This window comes from Budvicia diplopodorum (assembly GCF_009800925.1).
Lineage (GTDB): Bacteria > Pseudomonadota > Gammaproteobacteria > Enterobacterales > Enterobacteriaceae > Budvicia > Budvicia diplopodorum.
In genome coordinates this window covers 70,493-85,653 of record NZ_WOYF01000003.1, presented here as the reverse complement: position 1 = coordinate 85,653, position 15,161 = coordinate 70,493, and the positions used below count along the sequence as shown (strand labels likewise).

Genomic DNA, 15,161 nt, shown 5'->3' with positions numbered 1-15,161 from the left:
AATTATTCGCTCTTAGTCTGTGAGTTTATCAGCACGGGCTGAAATCTATTGTGTTGCACCACCGGCATTTGCTCCCGGAGCTTTTGCATACCGGAGGTATCAACATGAATCTTTATTCCTTCAACCGTATCGGCGTTCAGCCCGATAATCGTACCCCACGGGTCAATCGCCATAGTATGGCCCCATGTACGGCGGGTCGCACCATGACGCCCGACCTGAGCCGGCGCTAAAATCCAGCACTGGGTTTCTATCGCACGCGCACGCAATAAGATCTCCCAGTGGGCTTCACCGGTCACGCGGGTAAATGCGGCTGGAATAGAAATTAACTCGGCGCCCTGTTCACGCAAGGCCTGATACAGGCCAGGGAAACGCAGGTCATAACAAATGGTCATACCTAACCGGCCAACCGGCGTATCGACCACGGTAATATGCTTACCGTAGTCATAGGTGTCTGATTCGCGATAGCGACCGTGACTGTCGGCAACCTCAACGTCAAACATATGAAGTTTATCATAGCGGGCCTTCAGTTCTCCCTGCTCGTCAAACAGCAGGCTGCTGGCGGTGAGGCGATTCGGATCATCTTTACTGATTAGCGGCATTGAACCGATCAGAATCCAAACCCCATAGCGGATAGCCATCTCGCGAATAGCATCCTGCAGCGGGCCGCTGCCTTCGGTTTCGGCATGTTTATAGTAGGTTTGAGTATCCGCAAACAGCAGCGCATTCTCCGGCGTCATGACCAATTTAACATGAGGTTTCAGTTGTTTAATTTGTTGCTCAATCTGCGCTAAATTAGCGCGAACATTATCCCCACTGCATAATTGTAATAAGGCAACGTTAGATTTTCTCATCAACTTTAATCCTCTTTGGGTTTACGTAACACTTCGTCCACGACTGGATTAGTAAAATCACCGTCAATTTTATAGCGGATAAACGAAACTTTATTCCATATTGGTGACAAGACCTGACTGGCTGCGAATACCGCTGCACCGGCTATCGGGTTAATCACAAATGCCGTTGCAACACCCACAGTAGTCGAAATTTCAGGCGCCACTACCGCGTTAAGCGCCAGCCGTCGGTTGACTAAATCAACTTTACCGTCGATCGCGATATCCGCTGATAGCCCATCGACTAACAAATCATTGGTTTTAGCAATACCGTTAACTACCGTAGTAGTACCGTTAATGCTATCAAATAAGAAGGCGCTGCTAAAGGTATCACTAAAATCCAGCTGCAGCTTACGCAACAGTGAATTGAAGCTTAACAGCTGAAGGACCTGACTGGTATGGCCGCCAACGTTGGCAATCCGGCCTTTGCCTAACTTGGCGGTCATCTGACCGTTGAGCGTGTTCATCTGAGGCTTCCACGGTGCACCCTGCCACGCGAAATTGAATACGACGTTAAACGGAGCCTCCTGTAATGGTGTATTAACACCAAAATAATTCATTCCCCGATCGAGCTTATCTCCGGAAAACGTACCGTCAAACTGGGTTGCTGAACCAGCAGAAGAGCGTAACCAGTCGCCTTTGAATATGAGTTTGGCAACGCCAGCATCAATAAGACCATGAGTTACACTGATGCTATCGCGACGGAAGCTCAGATCTGCATTCACGGAGCCTAGGCGCTGCCCCATTCCCCAACACTCTTTACAGCGAACCATCATTGGCGGTAATTGCTCAATATTAAAAGCAGGCACTTTACGTTTACCTACCTGAGCCATATCGGTGCTATCGGTATTCAGCAGCGGATTAATTTTAGGATTAAAGTAGAGATAGTCCAAATCGATATGCAATGGACCGTTAGGCGGCATATTCAGCGTTCCGTTAATCTCGTTGCCTTTAATGGCCATCGTCATCGCAGTCGGCTGGTTATGAACATCTACCGTTAGGTTACGCCAGTATTGCCCGGCTAATGCTACCTGTGGAGAAGAGAACCGCCAGCGTTCCGGCAATTGGAATCGGCTAGCGGCGCCATTAGCCGTGGTACTCGCCACGCCTGACGTACTGAGTAGCGGAGCCAGTACCGGGAATAGCTGTTCTGCGTCAAGGGCCGGTAGCTGAGCAGACAACATCTCTGTTGCCGGTAATGCCGGCGTTTTCACGCTGTTCATCGCCCACGCAAAGCGCGATAACTTAACGAGGTTCTCACCAAACGTCCATTGACTATTAATCGCCTGATTACCGGCAACTAGCCCGCTCATAGTAAATCCATGCAGGTCACCGCTGGCATCCAGCTTTATCGGTAGTGCCGTCCCGGCGGTTTTATTCAACGGTGCAGGTAAGTGACTGCTTACACTTTTGAGATCGCCGTTGAAGATGACGTTATACTTAGCCGTACCTTTTGGCGGCAGCGTAATGCCGAGCACGCTGTTCCAGTTTGCATTACCCGAAAACTCAGGCTTCACGCTGTCCGGAAGCCAAGGCAGCTTTGCCAATGCCCAGTTACCATTCAGCGTAACGTTCACCTTATAGTCTTTCTCAGTCTGCTGAGTACTAAAATTCAGGCCTATCGGTTGTTCAAACCAGTTTGCCGTTAGAGGCTCGCTGAGCAGGTTACCGTTATCAAAGCTAAAGCTGCCGCTGAGGTTTTCTAAAGTAGAACCGATCGGTTTAATAAACAGGCTATTATCATTTAATCTGACTTTGCCCTGAGCTTTAACCGCTTCATGGCCATTTAGCGGAATGTCCAACTGTAAGTGCCCACTGACTTTTCCGCCGATATCCAGCTCATTCAGCGCGGAGCCAATCGTTGGCTTCATCGGTGAGTTATTGAAATAATCGCGAACGTCACGCCCTTCACCGCTAACCTCAGCGGTAACGACCAGCTGGTGTTGATCAAACTGTTTGATAATGGCTTCAATGTTCGTGGCGTTAACGTTGCCCAGTTTAGCCTGAGCTGCATTCATCCATAGGCCATCGTTAACAAAGTCCAGAACAATAGGCATCTCCGTCAACGGCTGCCACGTTGGCTGAAACTTGAAGGTTGCATCGCGCAACGGTGCATAGACTTCAAACAGCCCGTCTTTGTTGCGATAAGGGAATTTTTTAGGATTACCGGAAAAAATCAGCGTGGCGTTGTCAGACTTCCCGGCAAGAATGGCGGAAGAAAGATAATCGGCCAGCTGTTGTCCCATTAACGGTACGGGAAAATAGCGCCATGCGTCACCGCCATCATAAACCCGAATACCGGCCAGAATGTTTAACCAAGGTTCTTCACCCTCAACGGAAGTGAAATCAAATCCACCATTGACCCACAGGGATTTCGCCTGCACGTCAACGCTATCACTCCACAGGCGGAATTGATCTTTAGTATTTAGCCAGTTGACCGTAACGTTAGCCTGACTGACTTCTAACGGGGCCTTGAACATGCTGTCATAAGGCAGCGTACTGTTATTCAGAACAACGTTAGCCATTCCGCCGCTGGCACTTCCTGAAATAGAGCCATCAGTATGATCCCCGCCGGGAAGACGTTGCCATGGCTGCCAGCTGGCGTCTTTCCAATCAATTAAAAATCGGGTTTGTTCCGGCGTCTGTAATGGGATATCCAAAGCCACCAGAGGCAGGTCACCCTGCGGTTTTAGGCTAAACCAGACGTTTAATACGTCCGGCGTCAGAAAGCTAAATATGGGTAATAGCGGGTTGATTCGATCAAGATTCAGGTTGCTGGCACGAATACGCAGCTGCTGTTCCTGCTTTTCGCCCGACGCTAAAACCGCCTCAGGCTGCCAGAACAGGCTGACTTTACCTTTTGGCCATTCATTGCCGTCGGTTTTTAAATTCAAAGAGGGTACATCTAAGCGCCAGCCATTGGGCTGACGGCTCATATTCATCGTCAATTGGTCAACATCCATCCGATGCTGATTATTCCCGTTATGCCACGTCGCGTTGCCCTGACTGAGTAAAACATCGCCGCCGTTAATCTCACCGTCTTTAATATGCAGCCAAGATGCCAGACTAAACTGAGCGTTATCAAAACCTGAGTTAATCTTAAACCAGCGGCTCAGCCACGGCAGCATATCTACATTATCGGCCTGTAAATAGACGGTGCCGTTATCCAGTAAACCCTGTTGATCGTTGAGATCTAAGTGCAGCTGAAATAGTCCATGCTTACCTTCCGGCGTGGAAACATCAAGCTGCCCTTCCGCGCGGTGACGATTACGATCGTTGAGCCAGGTTAAACTAGGTATATTGAGTGAAACCCGCTCGCCGGAAAAGCCTAAAAAGGAGATCTGACTATCTTTCAGAATAAAATGGTCAAACTGCTTTAAGAAGATATTTTCCAGCGTCCCTGCCTGCGGATTAGCTTCATCTTTCTGAGGCTGACCAAAGGTATAGTCCAAATCACCGGTTAATCGATAAAACGTGAGGTCGCGGAACTGCCAGCGAAAATGCAGTAAAGACTGCCAGACATCGAGCGCGAGCGTGACGCGGGAAATATCAACGTTACCGGCCGGGGTTTGTAGAGAGATATCACGTAAATCTAACGTCGGGCCAAACATCTCCCAACTGCCGTCCATGCGACCTATCTGCATTGGAATGCCGGTCACGTCATGGGCGCGGTCTAAAACGAATTCGCGATGTTGATTAATATTGGGTAAAGCGAGGCGCAGACTACCGACGATCAACGTAAGCAGCACCAATAGTACAGCGAGTACTTTTAACAGCATGTGGCTAGATCGCCCCATACCTTCCCCCTAATTCAACGGTTTAAACACAGGCCAAACCAAGACCTCTGCGCGAATATTCTCTGCGCTAATGCAATGACGGACTACATCATAGCTACATCATAACTACGTCAAACTGCTCTCGGTTATATAGCGGTTCTATTTGTATTTTAACCTGTTTTCCAACAAATAGTTCAACCTCGGCCAAAGAGTATGACTCTTCGCTTTTCAGCGCATCACCAACGTCTGGTGAAGCATAAACCAGAAAACGATCGGCATCATAAGCGTGGTGAACCCGAACGATTTCACGCAGAATTTCATAGCAAACCGTTTCAACGGTTTTCACTCTTCCCCGACCTCGACAGCTTGGACACTCACCGCATATCACATGTTCCAAACTTTCCCGAGTGCGCTTACGGGTCATTTCGACTAACCCAAGAGCAGAGAAATCATTCACCCCGGTCTTCACCCGATCTTTAGCCAGTGCCTGTTCCAAAGAGCTCAGAACCCGGCGGCGGTGATCTTCAGACGTCATATCAATAAAATCGATAATGATAATACCGCCTAAGTTACGTAACCGAAGCTGACGGGCAATCGCCTGCGTTGCTTCGATATTGGTATTAAAGATGGTTTCATCCAAATTACGATGGCCGACAAATGCGCCAGTATTGATATCTACCGTAGTCATCGCTTCAGTCTGATCGATAATCAGATACCCGCCTGACTTAAGCTCAACTTTACGATCCAGCGCCCGCTGAATTTCATTTTCAACGTCATACAGATCAAAAATCGGCTGTTTACCAATATAGCGATCGAGCCTTTCGGTCATTTGCGGCATAAATTCAGTGGTGAACTCAACCAGCGAATCGTAAGTCAGGCGGGAATCGACCCGAATTTTGTCTAATGACTCACCGGCGAAGTCCCGCAGCACGCGCTGCGTTAGCGCCAGTTCACCGTACAGTTTGTTTTTGGTTCCGCTACGCTTCTTACGCTCCAGAACCTTGCTCCACAGGCGCTTGAGAAAGGCGGCATCCTGAGCCAGTTCTTCACTTTTTACACCTTCGGCGGCAGTACGGATAATAAACCCGCCCATCTCATCGCAGTATTCAGAGACGATCTGCTTTAACCGCTCACGCTCCTCTTCACTATCAATGCGTTGAGAAACCCCAACGTGAGAAGCACCTGGCATAAACACTAAATAGCGGGAAGGAAGCGTAATATCAGTGGTTAAACGAGCGCCTTTGGTTCCCAGTGGATCTTTGACTACCTGAACCACTAAATCCTGCCCCTGACGGACCAGCTCGGTAATATCCCGCACGTTAAACTGTTTTTGTTCATTATCAGCAATACATTCAGTGTGAGGTATGATGTCTGATGCATGAAGAAAAGCAGCTTTATCCAGCCCGATATCCACAAACGCAGCCTGCATTCCGGGCAAAACCCGACTGACGCGCCCTTTATAAATATTTCCTACGATGCCGCGTTTAGATTCGCGATCGATATGCACTTCTTGCAATATTCCACCGTCAATAAAAGCCACGCGGGTTTCTGACGGGGTAACGTTGACCAATAATTCAGCTGTCATTCCAATTCCTTATTTATACCGCCATAGCTCACCTGAACAAACTTGGTCAGAAGCTCACGAGTCTCGACTAAGGGCAACCCTACAACCGCATGGTAGCTACCGTTAATAGAGCGGACAAAACTGCCCCCGAATCCTTGAATACCATAAGAACCGGCTTTGTCCATTGGTTCACCGCTATCAATATAGGACGCGATATCCTGCTGAGTTAGCGAACGAAAAACCACGTCAGTGGTAACAGAATAGCACATCACATCTCGTTGATTAGCAAATGCAATTGCCGTAATCACCTGATGCTGATTCCCTGACAGCTCACTCAGCATACGGGCGGCGTGGTTTTTATCACGCGGCTTTTCTAAAACGCTACCGTTCAGCACCACAATCGTATCCGCACCCAGCACCGGGTAATCTTTCTTGGCGACCTGAACCCCGGCCTGTGCCTTAGACTGTGCCAGACGGCAAACGTAATCGGAGGCGGTTTCCCCCGTTTGCTGCCGTTCTTCAACATCGACGATCAATCTTTCAAAGGGGATTTGTAATAGAGTCAGTAATTCTTGGCGACGGGGAGAGGCAGAGGCCAGATAAATAGGTTGCATATCAAGCCTCATCTAACGGCAAGGCGCCGGCGTATTTTACGCATCAATAGGAAAATCCATGGCCATAGCAAACCATTGCTCACGCTGTTCCAGAAAATTTCAGGCCGGAAAGTCACATTACGGACTAAAAACTCGGCCCAAAACACGATAACGCCCATAACTAAAGACAACAAAACCACAACCAGTGCCTGCTGCCACAGCGCCATATTGCGTAAGAGTTGACAACGGAAAGCCACAATGTAGGCAATAATTCCCAAAGCCAGCCCTCTAACACCCAAGGTCGAACCAAGCGTTAAATCCCAAATCAGACCCAAAACAAACGCAGTACCGACGCTAATCCGGTGAGGCAATGCCATCACCCAATAGATCAGTATCAGAGTGACCCATGATGGCCGAAACAGATATAACTCTTCAGGCCAAGGCATAGTCTGCAAAACTAAAGCAATCAGAAAAGACAGCAAAATCACCCAACGGCCTGAGCGAATATAGAGACTCATTGACGGCCCCGTGGCGGCTGACTATTTGCCGGCTGAGCGACCGGAGCTGAGTTTGTTGGCACGCTTCTGGCTGGCGTAGGCGTTGCCGGAGTAGAACGAGAGGCTGGCGTAGCGGTTGTTGACGCTGACGTTGCCCCAGCCGGCGCTGCCGGAGTGCTGGCTGCTGGCGTTGTTGTATCTGTCGGAGCCGGGGTTGCTTCAGGCGGCAATACCTGTGGCATCATCTGACGTAACCGCTCTTTGGCAATACGCCTGACCTCTTCCGGCAGCACCGGTCGTTCTCCATCCCGATCGCTTGGCCAGAGTAGTAGCAAATAGCGTAAACGCTGCAGGCCAACCGTAGGGTGAGCTTGAATCACCGTATTTGCCCGCTGATCGTCGATAGTTACTGAAGAAACCACGGCAACCGGATAACCTTCAGGAAAACGCCCCCCCAGCCCGGAAGTAACCAGAACATCACCAACGCGAATGTCGGTATCACGAGGCAGATATTCCAGCTGTAAATCATCAGTACAGCCAGAACCCACGGCAATAACCCGAATATCATTACGCAAAACCTGAATCGGCAACGAGTGGGAAGTATCACAAATTAATAAAACGCGACTGGTATTGCGGGCAACGGCAACCACCTGACCAACCACGCCCTTATCATTAATAACGGGCTGGCCTTCATACACACCGTTCTGAAAACCTTTATCAATAACCACCTGATAGCTATAAGGATCTGATTCAGTAGAAAGTACCTGAGTGATCATCTTGTGTTCATCACCGCGCAGCGGAGAACCCAGCAGCTGACGTAAGCGATTATTTTCCTGCTGTAACTGCCCAAGCAGCAGCAAATCACTGTTTTTCAACAGTAACTCTTGTTTTAAGGTTTGGTTTTCTTTTTGAAGATCTTGACTAGAAGCAAAGGTGTCTGAAACGCCATCCAGAACATCACGCGGCCCATTAGCTACGAAAAAGAACGGGCTGATCGCCGTATCTAAATAAGATCGTACTTTCGAAAAAATGCTCAACTGACTATCGGCAACAATCAGAACGATAGCAAAGATGACGGCTAGGAATAACCGGAGCTGCAGAGATGGACCCCTGCTAAAAATAGGCTTCATAAATCGCATTATCCTTGACGATAAAAAGGGGCCAAAGCCCCTCAGGCAGCGACAACTTATTTCTTCCTGTTACCGGATACGGCAAACATCATCACGGATAAAGGGAAACAGGCTCCAAAAACCACGGAGCCAATGCCTTAATTCTCGATAACTACCTACATTCAGGCAACAAAAACGAAATCAGTCCTCGCTGAATAAATCGCCACCGTGCATATCGATCATTTCTAACGCTTTACCGCCACCGCGGGCAACGCAGGTCAGAGGATCATCACCGACAACAACAGGAATACCTGTCTCTTCCATTAGTAGGCGATCTAAATTGCGCAGCAGAGCACCACCACCGGTCAACACCATTCCACGCTCAGAAATATCTGACGCCAACTCCGGAGGACATTGCTCTAAAGCAACCATGACAGCGCTAACGATACCCGCCAGCGGTTCCTGTAATGCTTCAAGAATTTCATTAGAGTTCAGGGTAAATCCGCGAGGTACGCCCTCAGCCAGATTACGGCCACGAACTTCAATTTCACGGACTTCATCGCCCGGATAGGCTGAACCGATTTCGTGTTTGATGCGTTCTGCCGTCGCTTCACCAATTAATGAGCCATAGTTGCGGCGCACATAATTAATGATCGCTTCATCAAAACGGTCTCCGCCGATACGTACCGAAGAAGAATACACCACGCCGTTAAGTGAAATAACCGCAACTTCAGTCGTACCACCACCGATATCAACCACCATCGAACCGGTTGCTTCTGAAACCGGTAAACCGGCACCGATCGCTGCAGCCATTGGTTCTTCAATCAGGAACACTTCACGGGCACCCGCACCTTGAGCGGATTCACGAATAGCCCGACGTTCAACCTGAGTAGCGCCAACGGGCACACACACTAATACCCGAGGGCTAGGACGTAGAAAGCTATTGCTGTGCACTTGGCGGATAAAATGCTGAAGCATTTTTTCAGTCACGAAGAAGTCGGCGATAACGCCATCTTTCATTGGGCGAATCGCGGCAATATAGCCAGGAGTACGACCCAACATTTGTTTTGCTTCGTGGCCAACAGCCGCAACGCTTTTCGGCGAACCGACGCGATCTTGACGGATAGCAACCACTGAAGGTTCATTTAAGACGATGCCTTGCCCTTTTACATAGATCAGAGTATTCGCAGTACCCAAGTCTATGGACAAGTCATTAGAAAACATGCCACGAAATTTCTTAAACATTCTAGAGAGTAATCCTGAAAGCTGAGGCGGTATATTAATTCGCCTACTTTACCAATCACGACGGACTGCTACAAGGCACAAAAGCGTGCATTTTAGTGACTGCAACCAGCGTGAACTCAATCTGTATGCTGAATTTTAGGGCTACCAACATACAGCGCATAAACTTTTTAGCTTATTTTTATTGGCTTACGCACGATTGTATGTACGAGCAAATAAAGATAGGTCAGCAAGGAACGCTATTCTACGTGAAAAACATACATAATTCAGAGTTAAAAATGATGATAACGCCAGTATTTTTTCATTATGAGGTTGGAATACGTATCGGCGAGCCAAAAAAGTCACCTTGTCCACCCACAACCCCGCGAGAACGCAGCGTTTCCCATTCAAGATGCGTTCTGACACTCGCAGCCATAACGGCAATATTTGTTCCTTCACAAGCGCTGACTAAGCTATCGACAAACAGCTGATTTTCTGACCGCCGATCGATATTTCGCACCAGTCCCGGATGAAGCTTTATCACTTCAATCGGCATTATTTTAATATAACTGGTACTGACAACGGTTAAACCGGCTTGCATAATGCCTAAACGACAGCCAACGGCGGTTAATAAACGGGCAACCGGACGTAAACGATCGCTATATTGACAAACATCGGCCTCAGCAAGTTCAAATATAATTCGCTTACGCTGTTCTTTCGTTCTTTCCAGCAAATTATCCCGTAGCCATATTTGAAAAGAGTGTTTTAACAGGGAATCAACGGTGATTGAAACCGCAATTGAATCGTTCGGCCACAAATCGAGTAACGGTAAGCTTTTGCCAATAACCTGTCGGTCAAAGCGCTCCGTCAGCCCAAATTGCTGCACCAATGGCATAAACTCTGCGGGTTGTAATTCATCCTTTTCGTCGTGAATACGAACCAATATCTCTCGATGGTTCAGCTTACCGTTAATATTCACCGCTGGCTTATAGTAAATATCCGGGCCACCACGGCTTAATACCTGTTCAAGCAAGGTCCGCCAACGCACGCTACCTCTGACCACATTCTGCACCGGGCTATCGTAAATGGACCACCCGTTTCCGCCTTGCAGCTCTGCGGTGCGGGCTGCCTGCTCGGCATTATCCATTATTTGATCGGGCAATTGGCCACTATGGTATGCACAAATACCAATATGAATCAGAGAATCACGCTTGATGCTCGGGAGGATCGGTAATGTGCCAACCGCGTTCACCAGTTGACTGGCTATCGCATCGGCCTCTTTTAAGGAACGATGCGGTAACATCACGCTAAAATCGTTACTAAAATAGCGCGCCAACAGCGCAGCAGGATGACGCATAATAAACGTCGAGAGCATGTTCACCAGCATATACAGTAGATCGTCGACCACCTCTTTACCGTGAGCTTCGGTTAACAGCTCTAACTCAGGTAAGCGGATCATCATGACTACGCCGTGAACATTGTTCTCTTCCAACTGTGTTGCCAGCTGATTATCAAAAAACAGCCGGTTATTTAACCCGGTTTGCGAATCCTGAGCGGCAAAAGCTCTGATCAGTTTGTCTACCCGGAGCCGCTCTTCGCTCAAATTTTTCAAATCTGACAGTAAGCGGTCTATTGCCCCACTGGTATTCACCGGCCACTCATGAATATTGCCCGCGGCCACCTCTTCCCGCTCCCCTGCCAGAATCCGCCACGATCGCTCTTCTAACAATAGCAATCCGTTAAATTGTTGTTTTAACCAGCGGATCCACAAAAACAAAATCAGTGAGATAAAAACGGCTGTGGTTAATATAGATAACAGCGTAGGAATAGAAAAAATAGTGCTCAGGATAGGACTGGCATAGACAATCTTCAGGTCATAATTCGGATGCAGCGGCAGTTCAAGATCGGCCTCGCTCAAACTATGAAAGCGATCCCAGAACCCGGTTCTGCGTTCACTGGAATGGGTATATATCACGTTGTTTTGCGCGTCACTAATCGTCAAATGACGAACGTCGGTCGCATATATAAGGGCCGGAAGCCAGTCGTTATAATATTCTGAAGATTGATGACTCAAGGCTTGATCAACGGTAGAAGCAAGCGCCCGCCAATGCTTCTCCATTCTATTTTCTCCGACAAAATAGATGCTCAACATGCTGGTAATGAGCACGATAATCATGGTCAGAAAAACTAATAAAGAGATAAAAATAGATAATCTGGCGGTAAGTCTCATTCCCATAAAGATCAATTCTAATCAGTAAGATAAATAGATGATGAGAGAAAACTACCTCATCCATGAAAATTTCAACTAACGAACTAAATTATAGCTAATTTATTAGAATTTAACTGGCCTATTCCTTATTTTTTAAAGAAAAAATAATCTTATGATAAAAACAGGATTTCCGAGTAAAAAGACTAATGAAGGTGAATTAATGCTGAATTATCAGCCCGCAATGTTCAGAGGTTAGCACCTTATTGATTGCCCCCCGTGGAGCAAAAGCGAATAATACCCCAAATACTGAATGCCGGATGAACGAGTTACTATCCATCCGTCCCTTCGAACCTTCTGGATAAGAGCCATAATATGACAAAAGCACTAATTCTTGAGCAGCAAGATGGGCTAACTGTAGCGTCATTACGAGACATTTCAGCAGAGCAATTACCGGCGGGTAACGTAACCGTAGACGTGAACTGGTCCAGTATTAACTATAAAGATGCGTTGGCGGTAACCGGTAAGGGTAAAATTATTCGCGATTTCCCTATGGTACCCGGTATTGATTTTGCCGGTACGGTCCGTGCCAGCGAAGATCCGCGTTTTCAGGCCGGTCAGAATGTATTACTTACCGGCTGGGGCGTGGGAGAAACACACTGGGGTGGGCTAGCAGAGCAAGCCCGGGTCAACGGTGACTGGCTGATTCCCCTGCCTGCGGGTCTGGATCAACGCAAAGCGATGATTATTGGCACCGCCGGTTTTACCGCGATGCTGTGCGTTATGGCGCTGGAAGATGGCGGCATTACGCCCGAAAGCGGTGACATTTTGGTGACCGGAGCCAGTGGTGGAGTGGGCAGTACGGCGGTGGCCTTGCTGCACGCACTGGGATACACAGTCACCGCCGTCAGCGGGCGCCAGCAAAATGCCGAGTACCTGCGCTCTATTGGCGCGAACTCGGTCATTGAAAGAGAGCGTTTCAATGAGCCAGCCCGTGCGCTAGAAAAACAGCTCTGGGCCGGAGCAATTGACGTAGCCGGTGGCGATATGCTGGCAAAAATCATTGCCCAAATGCACTATAACGCTACCGTTGCAGCCTGCGGTCTGGCGGGCGGTTACCAGCTTCCGACTACCGTGATGCCATTTATTCTGCGAAATGTCCGCCTACAGGGCGTTGACTCCGTCATGACCCCGGCAGCCCGCAGGGCTGAGGCGTGGAAACGTCTGGCGGAAATCCTACCGGAAAGCTTCTACCGCTTAGCGACCACAGAAATATCGCTGGCTGAAGTACCTAAGGTGGCCGCTGAGTTACTCAACAATACCGTCACCGGCCGGGTTATTGTTCGGATCCGCTAAATATGCCATAAACGTAACGTCGGATTATTCACCTACGGCGTTACGCTTTGATTCTTTTTATCTACTGGCGTAAAAGCACTTTTCCGACAATCCTTTGTCTATAAGATATCCTTATGTCCCTCATTCAGGCAGAGAAACCATCATGGTCAATAAATCGAAGTTAACCGAAAACAACGTCACGCCTGAAGAGATTTTTTACCAACGCCGCAAGGTATTACAAGCGCTGGGCATTACTGCCGCCGCGTTAACCTTACCAGTTAGCGCTCAGGCCGAACTGTTGTCCTGGCTTAAGGGCGATGAAAAAGCGCCGGTATCGGCAAGTAAACCCCTGAACTTTACCAAGTCAGCGGTTTATCACCCCGATCTGCCCTTAACGCCTGAAAATAAAGTAACCGGCTATAATAATTTCTATGAATTTGGCTTAGATAAAGCCGATCCCGCCGCTAATGCCGGAACGTTAAAAACTGAAGGGTGGAAAATTCGTATTAGCGGTGAAGTGGCAAAGCCGATCGTGCTCGATATGGACGACTTACTTAAACGTTTCGCGCTGGAAGAACGTATTTATCGCCTGCGATGCGTCGAAGCCTGGTCGATGGTCGTCCCGTGGATTGGCTTTGAGTTAAGTAAACTGATTCAGTTGGCAGAACCCACCAGCAAGGCGCGATATGTTGCCTTTCAGACGCTTTACGATCCTAAACAGATGCCCGGTCAGGCCAGCCAGTTTGTCGGCGGTGGGTTGGATTACCCGTATGTTGAAGGGCTACGTATCGATGAAGCAATGAATCCCTTAACGTTGCTCACCGTTGGCGTTTACGGCAAGGCTCTGCCTAATCAGAATGGCGCTCCGGTACGGCTGATTACTCCGTGGAAGTACGGCTTCAAAAGTATTAAATCTATTGTTGAAATCAAACTAACGGAACAACGGCCACCAACAACCTGGAATTTGAGTGCCCCCAATGAATACGGTTTCTACGCCAATGTAAACCCTACGGTTGACCACCCGCGCTGGTCTCAGGCCACGGAACGGGTGATCGGTTCCGGCGGTATTCTGGATGTAAAACGCCAACCAACGTTGCTATTTAACGGTTACGCAGATCAAGTTGCGTCTCTGTATAAAGATCTGGATTTACGGAGCAACTTTTAGTGCGCCTAACACCCAAAAACCTCAAGTGGCTAAAGCTGGTATTGCACTTACTGGCTTTTATCCCCTTTCTGTGGCTGCTCCTGTCAATTAATCAGGGCTGGCTAAGCGCCGATGCGGCAAAAGATATTCAGCATTACACCGGGAAAATGGCCCTAAAATTACTGTTAGCCACGCTATTAGTGTCACCGCTTGCCCATTACCTGCACATGCCAATTTTGGTGAGATGCCGCCGGTTACTGGGCTTATGGTGTTTTGCCTGGGCGTCTTTGCACTTAGTCAGCTACAGCGTTCTTGAGCTGGGGCTGGATATGTCGCTATTGCTCGGCGAGCTGGCTAAACGTAATTACCTGATACTGGGCATTATCAGTTGGATAATACTGCTAGCGCTGGCCATCACCTCAACGCAGAATCTACAGCGGAAACTCGGTTATCACTGGCAACGGATACATAACTTCGTCTATCTGGTAGCGATATTAGCGCCAATACACGGATTACTATCAACGAAGGTGCTATCCCTACAGCTGGTAATCTATGCCCTGATTTCCGCGTTTTTGTTAACTTTTCGCTATAAAAAGGTCACGAATTGGATGCGAAATCGCAAATAACTTTCATCTTTTTATTGCGTGAAGGGCTTATCGAACAAGGCCTTACCGTAACTGCTTAAACAATCTTCGCTGATAAGACCAGTAAAAGGCTGCTAATTTCGTCGATATAGATATAATGGCGCACTTTAATTTTTCGATACCCTACAATTTTCCAATTAGACTAGTGACAATTGGCTAACATCGGGTTATTTTTAACGATTACT

The 15,161-nt window shown here is 48.2% G+C and carries 11 protein-coding genes; 3 read left to right on the top strand and 8 right to left on the bottom strand.

The annotated features are described in order from the left end of the window. Positions 1-2: 2 nt before the first annotated feature. The 8 genes from nit1 to csrD form a co-directional block, all read right to left on the bottom strand. Entirely contained in the window at positions 3-851 is an 849-nt protein-coding gene (nit1, locus tag GVI43_RS04375; protein ID WP_159565534.1) for a deaminated glutathione amidase, read from the bottom strand. A 5-nt stretch (positions 852-856) separates the two neighbouring features. Further along, complete coding sequence (gene yhdP / locus GVI43_RS04370; protein ID WP_159565533.1) at positions 857-4,684, bottom strand: AsmA2 domain-containing protein YhdP; 3,828 nt, start codon at positions 4,682-4,684, stop codon at positions 857-859. Between the two features lie 94 nt (positions 4,685-4,778). Next, positions 4,779-6,248, bottom strand: coding sequence for a ribonuclease G (gene rng, locus GVI43_RS04365; protein WP_159565532.1), 1,470 nt, complete (start codon positions 6,246-6,248; stop codon positions 4,779-4,781). Then, positions 6,245-6,841: a Maf family protein gene (locus GVI43_RS04360; RefSeq protein ID WP_159565531.1), complete on the bottom strand. Its 597-nt coding sequence runs from the start codon at positions 6,839-6,841 to the stop codon at positions 6,245-6,247. The genes rng and GVI43_RS04360 overlap by 4 nt, the downstream gene beginning before the upstream one ends. An 8-nt stretch (positions 6,842-6,849) precedes the next feature. Then, complete coding sequence (gene mreD, locus GVI43_RS04355) at positions 6,850-7,338, bottom strand: rod shape-determining protein MreD (RefSeq protein WP_159565530.1); 489 nt, start codon at positions 7,336-7,338, stop codon at positions 6,850-6,852. Continuing rightward, positions 7,335-8,447, bottom strand: a complete 1,113-nt coding sequence (gene mreC, locus GVI43_RS04350) for a rod shape-determining protein MreC (protein WP_159565529.1) — start codon at positions 8,445-8,447, stop codon at positions 7,335-7,337. The genes mreD and mreC overlap by 4 nt, the downstream gene beginning before the upstream one ends. A 180-nt stretch (positions 8,448-8,627) precedes the next feature. Next, positions 8,628-9,671: a rod shape-determining protein MreB gene (gene mreB / locus GVI43_RS04345; RefSeq protein ID WP_029097016.1), complete on the bottom strand. Its 1,044-nt coding sequence runs from the start codon at positions 9,669-9,671 to the stop codon at positions 8,628-8,630. 301 nt (positions 9,672-9,972) lie between these two features. After that, positions 9,973-11,877: an RNase E specificity factor CsrD gene (csrD, locus tag GVI43_RS04340; protein WP_159565865.1), complete on the bottom strand. Its 1,905-nt coding sequence runs from the start codon at positions 11,875-11,877 to the stop codon at positions 9,973-9,975. A 351-nt stretch (positions 11,878-12,228) separates the two neighbouring features. Between csrD and acuI the strand changes: the two genes are divergently transcribed. The 3 genes from acuI (at position 12,229) to msrQ (ending at position 14,958) form a co-directional block, all read left to right on the top strand. Continuing rightward, a complete protein-coding gene (acuI, locus tag GVI43_RS04335; protein WP_159565528.1) occupies positions 12,229-13,209 on the top strand; it encodes an acrylyl-CoA reductase (NADPH) in 981 nt (326 codons plus the stop codon). Positions 13,210-13,351: 142 nt separating this feature from the next. Next, the gene (gene msrP, locus GVI43_RS04330; protein ID WP_159565527.1) at positions 13,352-14,353 is read left to right on the top strand and encodes a protein-methionine-sulfoxide reductase catalytic subunit MsrP; all 1,002 of its coding nucleotides are present in this window, start codon (positions 13,352-13,354) and stop codon (positions 14,351-14,353) included. Continuing rightward, complete coding sequence (gene msrQ / locus GVI43_RS04325) at positions 14,353-14,958, top strand: protein-methionine-sulfoxide reductase heme-binding subunit MsrQ (protein ID WP_159565526.1); 606 nt, start codon at positions 14,353-14,355, stop codon at positions 14,956-14,958. Before msrP ends, msrQ begins: the two co-directional genes overlap by 1 nt. The last annotated feature ends 203 nt before the right edge of the window (positions 14,959-15,161 follow it).